Annotated in this window: 15 protein-coding genes and 1 pseudogene; 8 read left to right on the top strand and 8 right to left on the bottom strand. The window is 39.9% G+C overall.

Annotated features, from left to right (window positions below):
- The first annotated feature begins 303 nt into the window (after positions 1 to 303).
- The 7 genes from AC0L3Y_RS16970 (at position 304) to AC0L3Y_RS16940 (ending at position 6172) form a co-directional block, all read left to right on the top strand.
- Complete coding sequence (locus AC0L3Y_RS16970; RefSeq protein ID WP_473466748.1) at positions 304 to 678, top strand: hypothetical protein; 375 nt, start codon at positions 304 to 306, stop codon at positions 676 to 678.
- A gap of 271 nt (positions 679 to 949) precedes the next feature.
- Positions 950 to 1489, top strand: coding sequence for a hypothetical protein (locus AC0L3Y_RS16965; RefSeq protein WP_473466746.1), 540 nt, complete (start codon positions 950 to 952; stop codon positions 1487 to 1489).
- A gap of 294 nt (positions 1490 to 1783) precedes the next feature.
- Positions 1784 to 3151 (top strand): hypothetical protein, encoded by a 1368-nt coding sequence (locus tag AC0L3Y_RS16960; protein WP_473466744.1) that lies wholly within the window; start codon positions 1784 to 1786, stop codon positions 3149 to 3151.
- Between the two features lie 207 nt (positions 3152 to 3358).
- Positions 3359 to 3754, top strand: a complete 396-nt coding sequence (locus AC0L3Y_RS16955) for an ACT domain-containing protein (RefSeq protein ID WP_473466742.1) — start codon at positions 3359 to 3361, stop codon at positions 3752 to 3754.
- A 43-nt stretch (positions 3755 to 3797) separates the two neighbouring features.
- Positions 3798 to 4337, top strand: a complete 540-nt coding sequence (locus AC0L3Y_RS16950; protein WP_473466741.1) for an MAPEG family protein — start codon at positions 3798 to 3800, stop codon at positions 4335 to 4337.
- A gap of 165 nt (positions 4338 to 4502) precedes the next feature.
- Positions 4503 to 5558, top strand: coding sequence for a DUF1176 domain-containing protein (locus AC0L3Y_RS16945; protein WP_473466739.1), 1056 nt, complete (start codon positions 4503 to 4505; stop codon positions 5556 to 5558).
- A gap of 80 nt (positions 5559 to 5638) precedes the next feature.
- Positions 5639 to 6172: a DinB family protein gene (locus AC0L3Y_RS16940; protein ID WP_473466737.1), complete on the top strand. Its 534-nt coding sequence runs from the start codon at positions 5639 to 5641 to the stop codon at positions 6170 to 6172.
- 199 nt (positions 6173 to 6371) lie between these two features.
- Here AC0L3Y_RS16940 and AC0L3Y_RS16935 read toward each other — a convergent pair whose 3' ends face one another.
- From AC0L3Y_RS16935 to dbpA, 5 genes and pseudogenes are all read right to left on the bottom strand, one after another.
- A complete protein-coding gene (locus tag AC0L3Y_RS16935; RefSeq protein WP_473466734.1) occupies positions 6372 to 6812 on the bottom strand; it encodes a helix-turn-helix domain-containing protein in 441 nt (146 codons plus the stop codon).
- Between the two features lie 10 nt (positions 6813 to 6822).
- Positions 6823 to 7164, bottom strand: a complete 342-nt coding sequence (locus AC0L3Y_RS16930; RefSeq protein WP_473466733.1) for a DUF4258 domain-containing protein — start codon at positions 7162 to 7164, stop codon at positions 6823 to 6825.
- Between the two features lie 164 nt (positions 7165 to 7328).
- Positions 7329 to 8630, bottom strand: a complete 1302-nt coding sequence (guaD, locus tag AC0L3Y_RS16925; RefSeq protein WP_473466731.1) for a guanine deaminase — start codon at positions 8628 to 8630, stop codon at positions 7329 to 7331.
- 99 nt (positions 8631 to 8729) lie between these two features.
- A complete protein-coding gene (locus tag AC0L3Y_RS16920; RefSeq protein ID WP_473466729.1) occupies positions 8730 to 9125 on the bottom strand; it encodes a VanZ family protein in 396 nt (131 codons plus the stop codon).
- A gap of 14 nt (positions 9126 to 9139) precedes the next feature.
- Positions 9140 to 10457 (bottom strand): annotated as a pseudogene (gene dbpA, locus AC0L3Y_RS16915) (ATP-dependent RNA helicase DbpA).
- A gap of 246 nt (positions 10458 to 10703) precedes the next feature.
- On the opposite strand from dbpA, the gene AC0L3Y_RS16910 reads away from it, so the two are divergent.
- Positions 10704 to 13043: a bifunctional diguanylate cyclase/phosphodiesterase gene (locus AC0L3Y_RS16910; RefSeq protein WP_473466727.1), complete on the top strand. Its 2340-nt coding sequence runs from the start codon at positions 10704 to 10706 to the stop codon at positions 13041 to 13043.
- 126 nt (positions 13044 to 13169) lie between these two features.
- Here AC0L3Y_RS16910 and AC0L3Y_RS16905 read toward each other — a convergent pair whose 3' ends face one another.
- From AC0L3Y_RS16905 to AC0L3Y_RS16895, 3 genes are read right to left on the bottom strand one after another with little or no spacing between them, the layout of a single operon-like run.
- Positions 13170 to 14108, bottom strand: a complete 939-nt coding sequence (locus AC0L3Y_RS16905) for a LysR family transcriptional regulator (RefSeq protein WP_473466725.1) — start codon at positions 14106 to 14108, stop codon at positions 13170 to 13172.
- Positions 14109 to 14145: 37 nt separating this feature from the next.
- The gene (locus tag AC0L3Y_RS16900) at positions 14146 to 15156 is read right to left on the bottom strand and encodes an ABC transporter ATP-binding protein (RefSeq protein WP_473466722.1); all 1011 of its coding nucleotides are present in this window, start codon (positions 15154 to 15156) and stop codon (positions 14146 to 14148) included.
- A complete protein-coding gene (locus AC0L3Y_RS16895; RefSeq protein WP_473466720.1) occupies positions 15153 to 16154 on the bottom strand; it encodes an ABC transporter ATP-binding protein in 1002 nt (333 codons plus the stop codon). Before AC0L3Y_RS16895 ends, AC0L3Y_RS16900 begins: the two co-directional genes overlap by 4 nt.

The raw sequence follows: 16154 nt of genomic DNA, 5'->3' as shown, positions 1-16154 counted from the left end.
CAAGCTGTTAAACAAGGACAAAAAACAGTTGGTTTTTGCTCCTTCGTCGCTGATTTTAACCAACTATTTTATTGCCTGTTAACAGGGCGTTATGCCTCAGTACAATGGAGTTTCTTTGAAAATACTCAGTAAAATTTATAATAACTATAAAATGATAAGCCCGTCACCGATTTTTTGGTGGCTAGTAGTTGGATTAGTCGCTCAATATTTTTATCCTTTAACAAAGTTAAACTCTGACAATGTTTCTGTAACTACTTTACAGTTTGGTTTGGTATCAGCGTTTATTTTATCCATGGGGGCAATGTGGCTTTCATTTTTATGGGAAAAAAAGCAAATGAAAGTAAGTTTTTAAATTTCTTATTTTCTAGTTCAAAGCAATTTGCTGATCTAGCTATGGGAGTTGTAGGCTTTTCATCTGCTTATTTTATCTTGCATTCAGTATATTGGCTTCCAATTTTACTGATACTTGCATCTATCGTTTTAGCTACATGTTTAAACCATATTTATTTAGTTGTATTTAATGACATTAGTGTTGGCACCTATAAATGGGTTCTTTCTTTAGATAAACGAAAGAATAAAGAGATTGAACCAATCACAGTTAAAGTAATAGCTGGTATTTTGGCGTTATTATCTATGGTACTAATTATCTGCTTTGTTGTTGGGTGGTTAAATGCATAAAAAGGTGTTTAAACAGAACAAAAACAGCGAGTTACGTTTCGCTACACATTATAACCCACAACTTTTTGTCCGCTTAACGCGGCGTTGAGGCTGTAGAATTACTCTTTTTTAAGAAAAGTAGTTTTTTTATGGGGGCGAAATGCATTACCTAATGCCTTAAAACCTCTTAGAATTGATCTCAGGGACTCGTTTTTTAGCTGAATTTAGCTGTTCGAGTAATTCTACAGCCTCGTTAGGCATTCATCGCGTTATACGTAGAGAATTTTAAATTATGAATATTTGGTTTCTCAGAATGGATAAATATAGCTTAGGCGAGCAGTGTCTCAGCGAGAGTCATGAATTTATTTATAGTGTACATGGAAGTTGTGGAAGCTTGGAGGTAGCTAAACAACATAAGAATAAAGTATTTCCAGAGTTAACGTTGGACGGTAAAGAATTAGCAAAATTAATCCGTTCAATTAAAGAAAAGCTAATTAAGGATAAACAAATTAGCTTAGATGAATCTGGGAAGCGCCGTTGTGATATTGCTATTCGGTATTGGCTTTCGGTTATGAAAGTAGGTGATTTAGTCTTTGTTAGGAATAAACAAAACAAGGTGATATTAAGTCGCGTTACAGATTATATATCTGAGGAGTTTTTCGACACATATGGTTGCTTTAAACGTCCTGTCAAAATTATAAATGAAGTAACCGAATCAATGGTTACACCTGAAATATGGAGAAGAACGCAAGGTCGAAAAACAATCGAGAGAAACGCTAGGAAACATATTACTGATTGGGTAGCTAATAATTCCGAATCTTTAAAGAAATAATAAAAACTCCTAACAAGGCGCTTAAAACAGTGGGGTTCGCTACACTACACATTATAACCTACTGTTTTAATCCGCTTAGCGCGGTGTTGAGGTCCTAGAATTACTCTTTTTTAAGAAAAATGGTCTGTTTTATGGTGGCGATATGCATCACTTACTGCCTTGAAACCTCTTAGGATTGATTAAGATACTCGTTTTTTTACTAAATTTGGTAGTTCGAGTAATTCTACAGTCTCGTTAAGTGGCTAGGGTAAGCTTGGTTATCAATTAACTATCACGGAAAAGGAAACTGTTCAAATGGACGACAATTTATCTCTTTTTATAAAATCACTTGAATCTCTACAAGAAACTATTGATGCTGCTTCTATTAATGAAGCAGGTTTTCAAGCCCATGGTTGGAACCAAGTACATCTAAGTAAACAACAAGTTTCATATGTTATATCAAACCAAATTTCAAAATTAAAATCTTATGGTAATAAAAAAGTCACGGATGGATTTACTACAACCATAAAGAGCCACATTGAAAAAATAGATCTTTTAAATACTAATTCAAAATCTTATTTTACTGATCATGCACAGCATTTACTGCAGTCTGTGCCTGGAATATTACATACTCTTCAAGTTATATTTAGTGATATAGATTATGAATTATTCTCATACGAAAATATTCAAGATAAAAAACTTTTACCAAGAGGTTTAGCTAATCGCCTGAGAAGTGCATATGCTAATTTAGATAAGATCGATGAATCAAGTAAAGATCTCAAGGGTAAAATAGCCGTTATAAATGAAGCCCATGAAGCCGCTGAGTCCTTACCAACTGATTTAGCAAGCTTAAAAGAAGCTAAAATAGAATTGACTAGTTTAATTTCTGCTGCAAATAGCGAACTCAATACGGCTAAAAAAGAGCTTTCTACTTTAAAAGAAGATGTATTAGTTTTAAAAAATGAGGCTAAAAAAGCTAGCGAAGAAGTTGAGTTGTTAAAAAACAAAGCAACATCTTCAGCTGAAGAAGCTTCAAAATTAGTGGAACAATGTGATGATGCTCTTCAAATTACGACAACACAAGGGTTGGCGGCTGGCTTTGATCAAAAAGCTAAGGAACTAAAAAATTCTATTTGGGTTTGGATTGTTGGGCTTCTAATTGCATTGGTCGCTGGGGCATGGATTGGCTCTGAAAGAGTAGACGCATTTACTCAAGTATTAAATAACGATCTAACAGCTGGGCAAGCAATTTTACACACAATTATGTCCGTTTTCTCTATAGGCGGCCCACTGTGGTTAGCTTGGATCTCAACTCAACAAATCAACCAGCGTTTCAAGTTATCAGAAGACTACTCGTATAAAGCTACCGTTGCTAAATCATTTACTGGTTTTAAAAAATTTGCAGAGCGCTTCGAGCCAGAAACAGAAGCAAGGCTATTTAACTCTACCTTGGATCGTCTAGATGAAATGCCTCTTCGATTAATCGAAGGCAAAGATTACAATAGCCCATGGCATGAATTTGTGGATTCTGAGCCGTTTAAAAATGCTATGTCCATGTTTCCAACTTTAGCTAAAGAAGCAGGCAAGTTTGCTAATAAAACAGCTTTAAAAAATAAACCTAAGCAACCAAAACAAAAAACAGAAACGACTAACTCACAGGCTGAAGCAGTCGAGGTGGAATAGCCTCTTAACAAGGCGTCAAAAAATAGAAAAAACACCAGTATATCACTCTTACTTACTACATAAATTCTAAGAACAGCTCGTGCCAATATCTAAAGCCGTTGAAGAGATGTTGAAGATTGTAGAAGCCATTATTTAATGGACTTGGAGCAGTCGCTTGGGAAGCAAACCAGTACACTTTTTTGCAGTTTGAACCACGAAGGAAAAACCATGATAGGCGAAACCAATCTCAACAAATTACTTGAATCCATGTCACCAGCATTAATGCCAGATGAATATGTCTTTTGTACGGTTCAGGGCGAGTACGGTGATTTTCATAAGCTGTCGCCTTTGGCATCTTATCGAGAGGCAGAAGGGCTTACTTTAGTCGTTACGAAAGAAGCGGCTCTTGCTAATGATTTAGCATTCGAATCCGTGTTCAAAGGCATCACGTTAACGATTCATTCGAGTCTCGATGCGGTTGGTTTAACGGCGGCGGTGTCTACTAAGTTGGCTGAAAAAGGCATTAGTGCCAATGTCATCGCGGCGTATTACCACGATCATATCTTTGTTCAATCAGAGAAAGCAGAACTGGCCATGGAAGCGCTAGGTGAATTTAGTCGTTAACAATTATAAGCGCTAAAAGCGTGCAGTTTATTTCGAGGACATTATGACATTGTCGAGCAAACAAGTTGGCGTATTAAAAGGTATGGCATCGGCAATGTTGCTTTCCATAATTTCCATATGGATTGCGGTTCACTTCGACCCGTTTAATTATTCTAATATCAGTTTGTTAGGCGAACGGTTAACCGTTTTAGGGTTATCTTTGATTTTGCCAACACTGTTGTTGATTGTATCCATTGGACGGTTAGCTAGATTTAGATTCTTCAGCCCAGAAGATATTGATGGTAGTGGGTTAACTTTAGGTTCAGCCAAAGCAAGAGTTTTACAAAGCTTACTTCAAAATACATTAGAGCAATTTGTTATTATGTTTGGCACATATACAGCTTGGGTTTTGCTAATGCCGGCTTCTTGGTTATCTGTTGTGCCAGTGAGTTCCGTATTGTTTGCCATCGGCCGGTTATCCTTTTTTAAGGGGTATAGCCATGGTGCGTCAGCAAGAGCTTTAGGGTTTGCCTTAACATTTTATTCCACTGCGCTGATGTTTTTTGTGCTTATTGCGTATCAATTATTGATCATTATAAGTTGAGTGATTAAAGACTCATGGAAGCATCGTAATAATCTTAATTTTGTATCGATTATTAAAAATGATAGCGGCAGAGTCTAACTGGATTGAAGAAGGCTTTTGGTCGGATTAATCCAAGTCTGTTTTAATATAACGAATCTTCTCAGAACACAATTAAGGCACTAAATAATGTATAGAAAACTCGGATTGTGCATCTCTGGGCTAATTATTAGTTTTCAGGCAGTAGCCTTTGATGGTTTTGCTTTCCAACATAAAGATTGGTATCTCGCTTGTGATAATTCTGGTACCTGTCGAGCAGCGGGTTACTCTGACTATAATGAATATGAGAACCCAGTGGCAGTATTGTTTGAACGTAAAGCTGGCCCTGCAAGTGAGGTTACAGCGAAAGTTTTTTATGGTGAGAGGTCGGTAAATTTCGGTGGCTCTTATGAGTCAGAAGCGACAATCACTGAAGAGGAACGAAGCATTTATCATTTATTTATTGATGGTAAAGATTTCGGTGCGGTTAAAACCTACCTGAATTCAAATCAGGTCAATAACATTCTCTCTGTTGTTACTCGAAATACCAAGATTACCTTTGGCAAAAAGGATAGGTTTTGGGCGCTTTCTGATAGTGGTGCGAGTGCAGTCTTTCGTAAAATGGACGAGTTCCAAGGGCGAATCGGTACGCTGCATGCGATTGTTGCTAAAGGCAATAAAAGCGAGTCTCAAGTTTATCCAGCTAAAGCTATTCCCATTATTTATAACAAAGCCGTCAAAGGGGAATTGCAGGCAGTTGAGCACGATAGTGTGTTATTTAAAACCTTGTTTCCGCTGTTGGTGAATGACTCAAAAGCACAAGCTAATTGTTCTGCATTTGATAATGACGGCTTTGCGTCTGATGCTAGAATGGAGAAAGCGAATTTAGGCAACGGACGTAGTATTGTTTCTTTGCCCTGTTGGATGGCGGCCTACAATTTCGCTGACGGATTCTGGGTTATTAACGATGTGGAGCCTTACGAGCCTGAATTTATTCGAGCCGGTGGTTATTATTCGAATGGTGAAATTTCAGCGTCTTATAAAGGTCGAGGCATTGGTGATTGCTGGAGTTCGGAATTATGGGTTTATGATGGTGAAGCATTTCGACTAGCAAGCTCTGATGATACTGGGCTTTGCCGAGCGATTGCTGCTGGTGGCATAGATTCAATGCCGACGTTTGTTAGTGATGTTAGAGTAGGTGAATAGATGCTATTACATTCTGCTAACAGTCTGTGAGTTCGCTCTTTATATAACGTCTCAGAACAAGGAATACACAATATAAAACTATGTCTCTTAAATCCAATTTCGAATTAATGGCTGATTATAATCAGTGGATGAATCAAAGCCTTTATAGTGCGGCGTCCAGCTTAAACACTGCGGAGCTTAATCAAGATCGTGGGGCGTTTTTTGGTTCGATCATGGCGACGCTCAATCATATTCTTGTTGGTGACACGATTTGGCTTAAACGCTTTGCTTGTCATCCGTCTTGTCTTACTTCACTGGAATACGTTCGAAAACTCAATCCACCATCGTCATTAGATGTTATTTTACACACTGAATTTGCTTCGTTATTAACAGCAAGAAAGGTAATGGATGCACTCGTTATTGAGTTTGCTGATGAATTAACCGAAGAAGTTCTAACGTCGTCCTTCACTTATACAAATACCAAAGGCGATTTGTATACTAAGAGCTTTGGACACCTGATTCAGCATTTCTTTAATCATCAAACACACCACCGTGGTCAAATATCGACTTTGCTTTATCAAGCGGGTGTTGATATTGGAATGACTGATTTGTTGGTGCGTATTCCTGATGTATAAAACAAAGTAATAAACTTTGTTGAAATTAAAAACGGGAAGTAGATTGTGTCTACTTCCCGTTTTTGTTTTTCCGTATGGTTCTTTATTGTTCTCTATTCTATGGTTCTCAACGTTAGCGTTTATGCACGCATTTCCCAGCAGATTAGATGGCTTGTATCGCTCTATCGTCGACTATGTCATGGATGGAAAATACCTTGAACTAAACGGTGATAGCCCAATGACTCCCTGTCTCTTCCAATAATATGTCTTGTGCCGCTTGTTTTGCTTCTGAGTCAGATAGCAGATCTAAAAAGAATCCAACAGGATTGTTCTTTTCTAGCTTTTCCATGTACAAAGAACGTAATGCGGCGTCTGTCGTACGAGGAATGTCAGATTGGCCTTTTTCATAACGAGCAATGGTTTGTTCTGATACACCAAAGCGATTCCCAAGCATTTTTTGAGATAGGTTTAATTCTACGCGTAAAAACTTAAACTCGGCAGGGCGTAGTGCGGTATGGCTGTCTACAATTATTTGTGCGATCGTTGAGTGAAGGCAGTTCATATCATTAATGCTGATGTATTCTTCATCATCGATTAATTCAACGGTAAAACCATTTTTTAAATAAATGTTTGGTAAGCCGCATTCAATGTAGTGATACATTTTTTTGCTCCTAATGAACCCAAACGGTTATTAATAATACGTTTGGATTATTACTGTGATTCTTGATGGTGACAGTGAGTTCAATAATTTTTCCTGCTGCCATGCCTTTCAAATTGAATTTCCAGTCTCCGTTAATTTCTGGATAAGGCCCTTCACGAAATATAGAATGTCTGCTTTTTAATAAAGTTAAAATTTGGCTAGTGGTCACACTTCGTTCAAGCATTCTTTGTTTAACATGCTTACTCCAACGAATTCTGTTGGTGTGATTTTCAGCAAGGTCGTTCATTATTTTTCGTGCAGAGTATTCACTAAGGGGAAATTCCACTATTCCTTGTGGTTCTGTTTCTTTCATAATGCTCATCCAATGAGAATTTACCTATCATTATGATAGGTGTTTGCTTTTTGTCAAGTATCTGTTTTTAGTTGGCTATTGTTGATTTAAGGCTTTCATAAGCGAAAAAAAGGAAGTAGATTAATGTCTACTTCCCTTTTATTCTTCTACTTTATGACCTGCTGTTAGCGTTTATGTACACATTTCCCAGCAGAATAGGTAGCTTGGATTGCTCTGTCGTCACCTATTGTCATGAAGACAAACAAGCTTTCTTCGATGTTTTTAGACAAGGCCAAACGTGATTCAAGTAACGGTGTGCCTTTGGTGTCTAAAATCAAGAAGTCGGCTTCTGTACCGACGGCGAGGTTGCCAATTTTATCGTCAAGACGAAGGGCTTTCGCGCCACCTAATGTAGAAAGGTAAAGTGATTTGATTGGGTTCAAATTCTCGTTTTGCAGTTGGATGACTTTGTAGGCTTCGTTCATGGTTTGCAACATGGAGAAGCTGGTGCCGCCGCCTACGTCTGTGCCGAGTCCAACGTTTACATCGTGCTCTTCGGCTTTGCTCAGTTTGAATAAACCGCTGCCGATGAATAAGTTAGAGGTTGGGCAAAATGAAATGGCAGAACCTGTTTCGTGGAGTCTGTGGTATTCGCTGTCACAAAGGTGAATGCCGTGGGCAAAAATAGAACGCTCGCTTAGTAATTTGTGTTGGTCGTACACGTCTAAATAGTTGCTGCTGTTTGGGAAAAGGTCTTGAACCCAAGCGCATTCGTCTTTGTTTTCAGACAGGTGCGTATGCATATACACATCGTCGTATTCACTTAATAGTTTGCCAGCCAGTTGCAACTGTTCGTCTGAGCTGGTTGGTGCGAAACGAGGAGTAATGGCGTAGTGCAAACGGCCTTTGTTGTGCCACGCCTCAATCAATTCTTTGCTTTCTTGGTAGCTGCTTTCTGGTGTGTCGGTTAGGTAATCTGGCGCGTTGCGATCCATCATCACTTTGCCACAAATCATGCGTAGATTATGGACTTCGCTGGCTTCAAAAAAGGCATCAACAGACACTTTATGAACGGTACCAAATACTAGTGCTGTGGTTGTACCGTTACGCAAGAGTTCTTTTAAGAATCGGTCTGCCACGTCTCGGGCATGAGCCTTGTCGCTGAACTTACTTTCTTCAGGAAAGGTGTAGGTATTTAACCAAGTAAGCAGCTGTTCACCGTAAGAACCAATCATGTCGGTTTGTGGGTAATGAATATGAGTATCGATAAACCCCGGAGTGATGATGGCATCAGGGTGATGCTCAATTGAAAGGTCGTATGGTAAGTTCGGTAGAAGTTGTTCTGCATGACCCAAAGCGTGAATTTTATCGCCATCGACAATTAAGATGCCATCTTCAAAATATTCATAAGCGGCATCAATGCCAACGTCTTTTGGATCTGCTATGCAATGGACTATGGCGGCACGCCAGGCTTTTAATTGGCTCATGATATCTCTCTTAGCTGTCTTTTTAAATCGAAGTTTGACCGAACGGTTATACTTTAGCAGGTCTTGCTTTGCCTTTCATTAGAGGCTTCTATTTTTCAATTACTTTTTGTTGTTGATTGCTTTTCTTTTGAGCAAGCTATGGAAGCCAAATCGTGTGGTTAATACTAATAGAGCACCAAAGGCATCGGCATAAAAATCGAGCCATTCACCATAGCGATTTACGCTAGGCTGAATCAGTTCAATCGCGCCACCCCAGAAGATGATAAACAACACCATATAGGTAAAGCGCTTGAATGGGCCAAAAGCACACATAAGTGCCCAGCCACCAAAACCAATAATATGGTGAAGCTTGTCTGAACCGGGAGCGGGTGGAAGGTTTTCTACAGGTAGAAGAGTGGCTAAACTAATGATGAGTCCACCAATAACAAAGCCGGCAGTTTGCACTGCCGGAGCGCTTAAAAGTCGATAGAAATGGAAGATCAATGTTTTATCCATGACCATAAAATTGCTTAGCGTAAAATGCGTGCTCGAATGTTACGGCCTTTGATTTTTTTGTTTTCCAATTCATTGACAACTTTTTTCGCAACGTCATTATCGACTGAAACGTAAGCGCGGAAATCGAAAATATCAATTTTACCCACTTGGTTTTTATCCAAGCCTATACCTGCTGTAAGTGCCCCTAGAATATCGCCTGGGCGTAGTTTGTTTTTACGGCCAGCATCAAAGGAGATGGTGGTTTTTTGTGGAATTAAACGGTAATGAGCATCTGCTTGTTCGAGTTCAATAAAGTTTGCCGTAGTGGAAAAACGTTCTTCGATGTCACGAACTTTATAATCGTCTTTTGATGTCACTAGGTTTACGGCAATGCCAGCAGCACCTGCACGACCTGTTCGACCAATACGATGGGTGTGAACGTCTGTATCGCGAGTTGTATCGTAGTTTACGACAAGGTCGATTTCTTTCACGTCGATACCACGAGCCGCTACGTCTGTTGCGACTAAGACACAGGTACTTTGATTGCTGAAGCGAACCAATACTTGATCACGCTCTCGTTGTTCAAGGTCTCCATGAATCGCTTGCGCCGCGACTTTGTGGTCAACTAACCAATCCGCTACCGCTTGGCATTCTGCTTTTGTGTTAGAGAAAACAATGGCTTGGCGTGGTTCAAAGTGTTGTAGTGCGGCCAATAGAGTTTCGCATTTGTCTTTATTTTCACTGCGAACAAAAAACTGTTCTATGTTTGGTTTTAAATCTTCGTCGGCTTCAACCTTGATGCTAATCGGGTTGGTTTGGAATTCCGCACTGATGGCTTCAATATCGTCGCCATAAGTGGCAGAGAATAGAAGAGTTTGACGATTGTTTGGTGTCAGCTCGACAACTTCGCGAATACTGTCTACGAATCCCATATCAAGCATTCTGTCTGCTTCATCAAGAACCAAGGTGTTTAGTGCATTCAATCGCAATGTGCCTTTACGAAGATGCTCCATCAAACGACCTGGTGTACCAACAACAATGTGAGCGCCATGCTCTAACGATCCAATTTGTGGTCCGAATGGCATACCGCCACACAGGCTTAATACTTTGATGTTGTCTTGGTAGCTGCGCAACTTTACGGATTTCTTTGGAAACTTGATCTGCCAATTCACGAGTCGGGCACATCACCAATGCCTGTACACCGAAAAAACGAGGATTGATTTTAAGTAAGAGACCAATGGCGAATGCTAAGGTTTTACCGCTGCCAGTTTGTGCTTGAGCAAGGATGTCTTTGCCATCAATAATTGCCGGTAAGCTTTGCTCTTGAACAGGTGTGAAAGTCGTGAATCCCATGTCTGATAGCAAGGCTGTCAGTTTTGTTGGAAGGAGGTTGGTTAAAGCGTGGTTAAATTGGGTCACAAAATGCCTGTCTAGTAGAGTAAATAATATGGGGAGGATAACAGAAATACACAGAAAATACTTTTCTTAACCATTTATTCCGTGTCGGCTAGGTGATTTTTAGGTAAAGTGTTTAATTATGCAAAATACGATGTATTGCAGAGACAAATTTTTGTTTTTTAACATAATAATGGGTAAATAATGAACTCTTCACAGGGCCATGTGAAAAATAAAAAAATGCACTACATCATATTAGCTGTTGTCTTCTTATGTGGTGTGGTGACAAGTAGTACGATTTATTTAGAAGAATACAAACATATTCGTCTCGCACAAAAAGAATCTGGTATTCATTTTACTGAAACATTGCATGATGGTTTATCTCAACACGCTTTAGTGTTGACATCTATTTCCTCTCTTATTCAATCTAGCAAAGAAGATATCTCTCCAGAACATTTCACCCGCTACCTTCAAAGCTTATCTCCTCAGCTTAATGCAGGGTTTTATTTTGCACAGTATGTTCCTGCTAATAAAAAAGCCGATTACGAGACAAAGCAAAGAAATATATTAAAGGATGATAGCTTTGCTATTCACCCAGAAGGAGACAGAGCAGGCTACCTTGCTCTTGGCCTTGGTTATCCTGATAAGCTCTCTTATGGTTATGACCTTTTATCCTCTGAGTATCGATACTCAGACACTATTAGCCGTGCACGAACCTCATTAGGTTATGTCTTATCTGAGCCAACTAAAATCTTATTGTCTGGCTGGGAGTCAACAACCGGTACGGATACCTTTATCTTAAGAATGCCTATTTATTTACCTATTGATGCTCGTTCTTATAAGTTAACGGATAAGTTTGGCTTTCATGGCATGGTGGGGACTTATTTTAGAATCGACGATTTATTGGAACAAATCGGACTTTTGAAAAATCATAGTGTGTCCTATCGAATTGCTGATGTGAGTGATACTGGTTCATTGGTTTGGTTTGCTGGTTCTTCTTTTGAAACATCTGTATGGGAAGACGGTAAGTATGACACCCAAATAGTCCGTTATGCTGGGCGTGAATGGCGTGTAGATACTCGTTTTTCAATGAATATCTCTAGTTTAATTCATTGGGATTCAGTGGTATGGCCACTGGTTCTGTTTGCTTTTGTTGCTTTGTTTTTATTCTTTTATACCCAGAAATTGTCGTCTGCCTACTATTTCGCTCTTAATTTGTTAAATAAGCGAATTGAAACAGATGATCTGACAGGCCTAGCTAGCCGTTATCAAATTCAAAAACTTTTGACAGGGTTAATTGATAGTAACCAAGAGAAAGGTGACTGGATTGCTACCTTTGTTCTTGATTTAGACCATTTTAAAACCATTAACGATGCATTTGGTCATGAAGTGGGCGATAAACTATTGATCAAGGTTGGGCAGCGTCTAAATTCTGTTTTACCTGAAGAGGCGGTAATTGGCTATTTAGGTGGTGACGCTTTTGTTGTATTACTGGCAAGCAATAACAAGCATGATATCCCTCATCTCGAATTATTAGCGAAGGAAGTGATACAGAAAATTAGCCAGAGTTATTTTGTTGACAGGCGAACACTTAATATTGGCTGCTCTATTGGCGTCGCTATGTACCCGGAATTTGGTAAAGACGCAGTGACGTTGATTAAGAATGCGGATATGGCGGTTTATAAAGCTAAAACGCTAGGTCGAGCAACCTATCACTTTTATGATGGCGAAATGGGTAAACAGTTCGCGCGTAATGTGAGAATAGAATCTCGATTAAGGCAAGCCTTGTTACATGAAAAATTTGAGCTGCATTTTCAACCGAAAGTAGACATTGTCACTGAACGTTGTGTTGGTATGGAAGCTTTATTACGTTGGAATGATGATGAGCTAGGCGCGGTTTCGCCTGCTGAATTCATCCCCATTGCAGAACAGACTGGCATCATTTTATCTTTGGGTGAGTGGGTATTCGAACAAGCTTTCCGACATATTATTGAGTGGCAAGAGCAGGGTATTAGTGTTCCGCCAATTGCCATTAATTGTTCTGCTGCACAATTAAAGCGAACTGACTTTTTACCCAACCTTTTAGTATTACTGGATAAATATAAAATTGATCCGGGTCTGTTGGAGATTGAAGTAACCGAATCTATCTTGATTGAAGACGCGGAAAGTTGTGCAGAACTTTTACGCCGAATTAGTCGTTTAGGTATTAAGTTAGCGATTGATGATTTTGGAACGGGTTATTCAAGTTTAAGCTATTTGAAAGATTTGCCGTTTGACTATATTAAGATTGATCAGGTATTTATTCGTGATATTACCGAAGACAGAGATCATGCAGCTTTGACTCACGCTATTATTGGTTTAAGTCATAATTTAAACTTAAAGGTGATTGCTGAGGGTATTACTGACGTGAAACAGTTAATCATGCTGCAAGAGTTTGGTTGTGACATTGGTCAAGGTTATCTTTTTAGCAAGGCTTTTGGTGCGAATTCTATGGGAACCGATCCAATGATTGTCGCCCTAAATGAGAAAGATGTTTCTAAATAATCTGAATACATAATTCTTGTGTTATCGATTATAAAGAAAGGACCCAATGGTTACATTGGGTCCTTTTTTATTGTTCTGATTTTATTTTGCTGTCGTAACTTTTTTAACACATTGGGAATAGTGTAACTAGAAGGCGTTATTGTTGCTACGCACTTTGTCTTTTAACGCTTCCCAGAATTGCGTCAGGTTTGGATTCTGATTGAATTTGGATCGGTATAAGCGTATTTCTAAAGGAATATTCCAGTTTTCCTCGCCAGCTAATGCCACTTTACCGTAGTTAAGTGTGTCCAGCATGAGGCGTTTTGGAATCCAGCCAATGCCGTAACCTTCTTTTACCATGGCTTTTATACTTACAGAATGATAATTCTCAGAGATGGTTTGTAACTGTGGTACTTCTCTTTGTCTCTGTAAGTGGTGATGAATCACAGGCTGTAAAAACGAGTTTTCATAATAACCAATGTAGGGAATAGGCTTGCGTTTCGCACCTGGCAAGGTGAATTTAGGCTCACCCGAGTCATCGGTGGCACTGCATGGAATTAAGGTTTCTTCGGCGATTACTATGTATTCGTATTGTTCGTCATCAATAGCTCGAATGAAGTTAATCGCTGGGTGCCAGTAACACAGCATGATGTCGCATTTTTGATCCACCAAGGAATTGACGAAGTCGATACCAAGCCAAGAACTAGACTTCATATTGATGTCTAAATCCATCTCGATATCCTGACAGAATGGTTCAATAACTTCTTTATAAAAGCTCAGGAAGAGGGTTTGTGTAGTAACAAAACGCACCTGAGATTCTTCCTGTTTCTTAATCTCTTGGCAGCGTTCTTTAGTGTCCCTGAGTTGCCGAGTAATTAATTCAGCACTTTGCAAGAAGACTTCGCCTGCTGGAGTTAAAGACAAGGGCAAGGTGTTGCGATCAATCAAGGTGACACGCATTTCCTCTTCGAGCAATTTAATACGTCGACTAAAGGTTGGCTGAGTGACGTTTTGTTCATCAGCCGCACGGGAGAAATGACGCGTTTTTGCTAGGGCAATAAAGTCCTCAAGCCATCTTATTTCCATGGAACCTCCTGACGCAAAGAAAGAAAAGCCGAATGAATCATATTCGTCCCTCCTCAATAGCGTGACAGGCGACACTGCTAGTGTCGCTTTGAAGTAACATGCTTGGAGATGTTTCGTAGCAGCGTTGATTTGCATGTGGGCATCGAGCTTGGAAAACACAGCCAATAGGTTTTTCGATCGGGGTTGGAACTTCACCAATCAATCGAATAGGTTGTGCTATTGTGCTGTCTAATCGTGGAATAGCAGACAATAAGGCGCGAGTATAAGGATGTTTAGGGTTACTAAATAATTCGCTGGTTGGCGCTAATTCACAAATTCGACCTAGATACATAACTGCAACTCTGGTTGCGAAATGCTCTACAACCGCCAAATCGTGAGTGATGAAAAGATAACTAAGATTTCGTTCTTCTTGTTTGTCCATCATCAAGTTCAATACTTGTGCTTGAACCGATACATCTAGTGCTGACAAAGGCTCATCAGCAACGATAAAGTCAGGTTCAACCGATAATGCACGAGCAAGGCTAATTCGCTGACGCTGTCCTCCAGAAAACTCATGGGGATAAAGGTCAGAACTAGAGGCTGCAATACCAACGGATTCTAAAAGCGCCTCGATTTCCTCATCAATCTCAATTCTAGAAAGTTGCGGGTTATGAAACGCAATAGGCTCACTAAGAGTTTGATAGACCGTCATTCTAGGATTCAAAGATGCATAAGGGTTTTGAAATACCATTTGCATACGGCGACGGAAAAACATGCGTTGGCGGTCATTGAGTTGATCGATACGTTGATCAAGGTAATGTATTTCGCCAGCTGTTGGTTGTGTTAGCCCCATGATGGCACGAGCAAGGGTCGATTTTCCGCATCCAGTCTCGCCGACAACGCACAAGGTTTCACCTTGGTTGATTGTTAAGTTAACGCCATTGAGTGCATGAACACTGTCTTTGTGTCTGGCCAGTTTGCCTTGGCGAAAGCGCCATTGGCTAAGCCAGCTTTCATTGGTTGAAAAAGACTTTTCCAGACCGTTAATTTGAATAAGAGGAGTCGTCATTGATTTTCCTCCTCATCTTGGTTAGTAAATTCATTGACCATATCTTCTACTAAAAAGCAGGCAACGCTGGAAACACCACTATGAATAAAGCTGGGTTGTTCTTGTCTACACCTTTCTGTGGCGTAAGGGCAGCGTGGGTGGAAAGCGCAGCCTGTTGGGCGTTCTGACAATGATGGCATACTGCCTTGAATTTGGTTAAGGCGTTGGCCCGGTAATGTCATTTGTGGTAAGGCATTTAACAAACCTTGTGTGTAAGGATGTTGGGGGTCATTGATAATCTCAAGCGTAGGGCCTTCCTCAACAATATGACCAGCATACATTACCAAGGTACGTTCAGCGACTTTTGACACTACGCCAAGGTCATGACTAATTAATACCAGTGCAACGCCATTGTCGCGACAAATGGCGAGCAGCAGCTGAAGTATTTCTGCTTGAATTGTTACATCCAAGGCGGTTGTTGGTTCGTCAGCGATGATGATGTCTGGATTCAATAAAAGAACAGAGGCAATGATGACCCGTTGACGCATACCACCAGACAATTCATGTGGGTATTGGTCAAAACGTGTTTCCGGGGACGCTATTTGTACCTTATGTAGTTTTTCTATAGCGATACCACGAGCATCTTTATAGGAGATTTTAGTATGGCTACGAATAGTTTCGACTAGCTGATCGCCAATGGAAATGACTGGGTTTAGCGTCATCATAGGGTCTTGAAATATCATGGCGATGCGCTTACCACGGACTTCTTGTAGTTGGCGTAAACTCATCTTAGTGAGTTCTTTATTCTCCAGTTTAATTGAACCTGATTTTATGTAACCAGGCTTGCTGATTAAATTAACAATAGAGAAACCTAATATGGATTTTCCTGCACCGGATTCACCGACAATGGCAATGCGTTCTCCACGATTTAGAGTGAAGCTGACGTCAATCAAGGCGGCAAGTTCTTGCTTCTTCATTTGGAAGTTGACGTTTAGGTTACTGACGCTTAATAGATTCAT

Source organism: Marinomonas sp. GJ51-14 (genome assembly GCF_055808695.1).
The sequence above is the reverse complement of the archived record's forward strand: the minus strand, read 5'-3'. Positions and strand labels throughout refer to the sequence as shown.

Coding starts and splice junctions, on each gene's coding strand:
- AC0L3Y_RS16965 (WP_473466746.1), top strand. CDS start 950: ATGAATATTTGGTTTCTCAGAATGGATAAATATAGCTTAGGCGAGCAG.
- AC0L3Y_RS16960 (WP_473466744.1), top strand. CDS start 1,784: ATGGACGACAATTTATCTCTTTTTATAAAATCACTTGAATCTCTACAA.
- AC0L3Y_RS16955 (WP_473466742.1), top strand. CDS start 3,359: ATGATAGGCGAAACCAATCTCAACAAATTACTTGAATCCATGTCACCA.
- AC0L3Y_RS16950 (WP_473466741.1), top strand. CDS start 3,798: ATGACATTGTCGAGCAAACAAGTTGGCGTATTAAAAGGTATGGCATCG.
- AC0L3Y_RS16945 (WP_473466739.1), top strand. CDS start 4,503: ATGTATAGAAAACTCGGATTGTGCATCTCTGGGCTAATTATTAGTTTT.
- AC0L3Y_RS16940 (WP_473466737.1), top strand. CDS start 5,639: ATGTCTCTTAAATCCAATTTCGAATTAATGGCTGATTATAATCAGTGG.
- AC0L3Y_RS16935 (WP_473466734.1), bottom strand. CDS start 6,812: ATGTATCACTACATTGAATGCGGCTTACCAAACATTTATTTAAAAAAT.
- AC0L3Y_RS16930 (WP_473466733.1), bottom strand. CDS start 7,164: ATGAAAGAAACAGAACCACAAGGAATAGTGGAATTTCCCCTTAGTGAA.
- guaD (WP_473466731.1), bottom strand. CDS start 8,630: ATGAGCCAATTAAAAGCCTGGCGTGCCGCCATAGTCCATTGCATAGCA.
- AC0L3Y_RS16920 (WP_473466729.1), bottom strand. CDS start 9,125: ATGGATAAAACATTGATCTTCCATTTCTATCGACTTTTAAGCGCTCCG.
- AC0L3Y_RS16910 (WP_473466727.1), top strand. CDS start 10,704: ATGAACTCTTCACAGGGCCATGTGAAAAATAAAAAAATGCACTACATC.
- AC0L3Y_RS16905 (WP_473466725.1), bottom strand. CDS start 14,108: ATGGAAATAAGATGGCTTGAGGACTTTATTGCCCTAGCAAAAACGCGT.
- AC0L3Y_RS16900 (WP_473466722.1), bottom strand. CDS start 15,156: ATGACGACTCCTCTTATTCAAATTAACGGTCTGGAAAAGTCTTTTTCA.
- AC0L3Y_RS16895 (WP_473466720.1), bottom strand. CDS start 16,154: ATGAATCTATTAAGCGTCAGTAACCTAAACGTCAACTTCCAAATGAAG.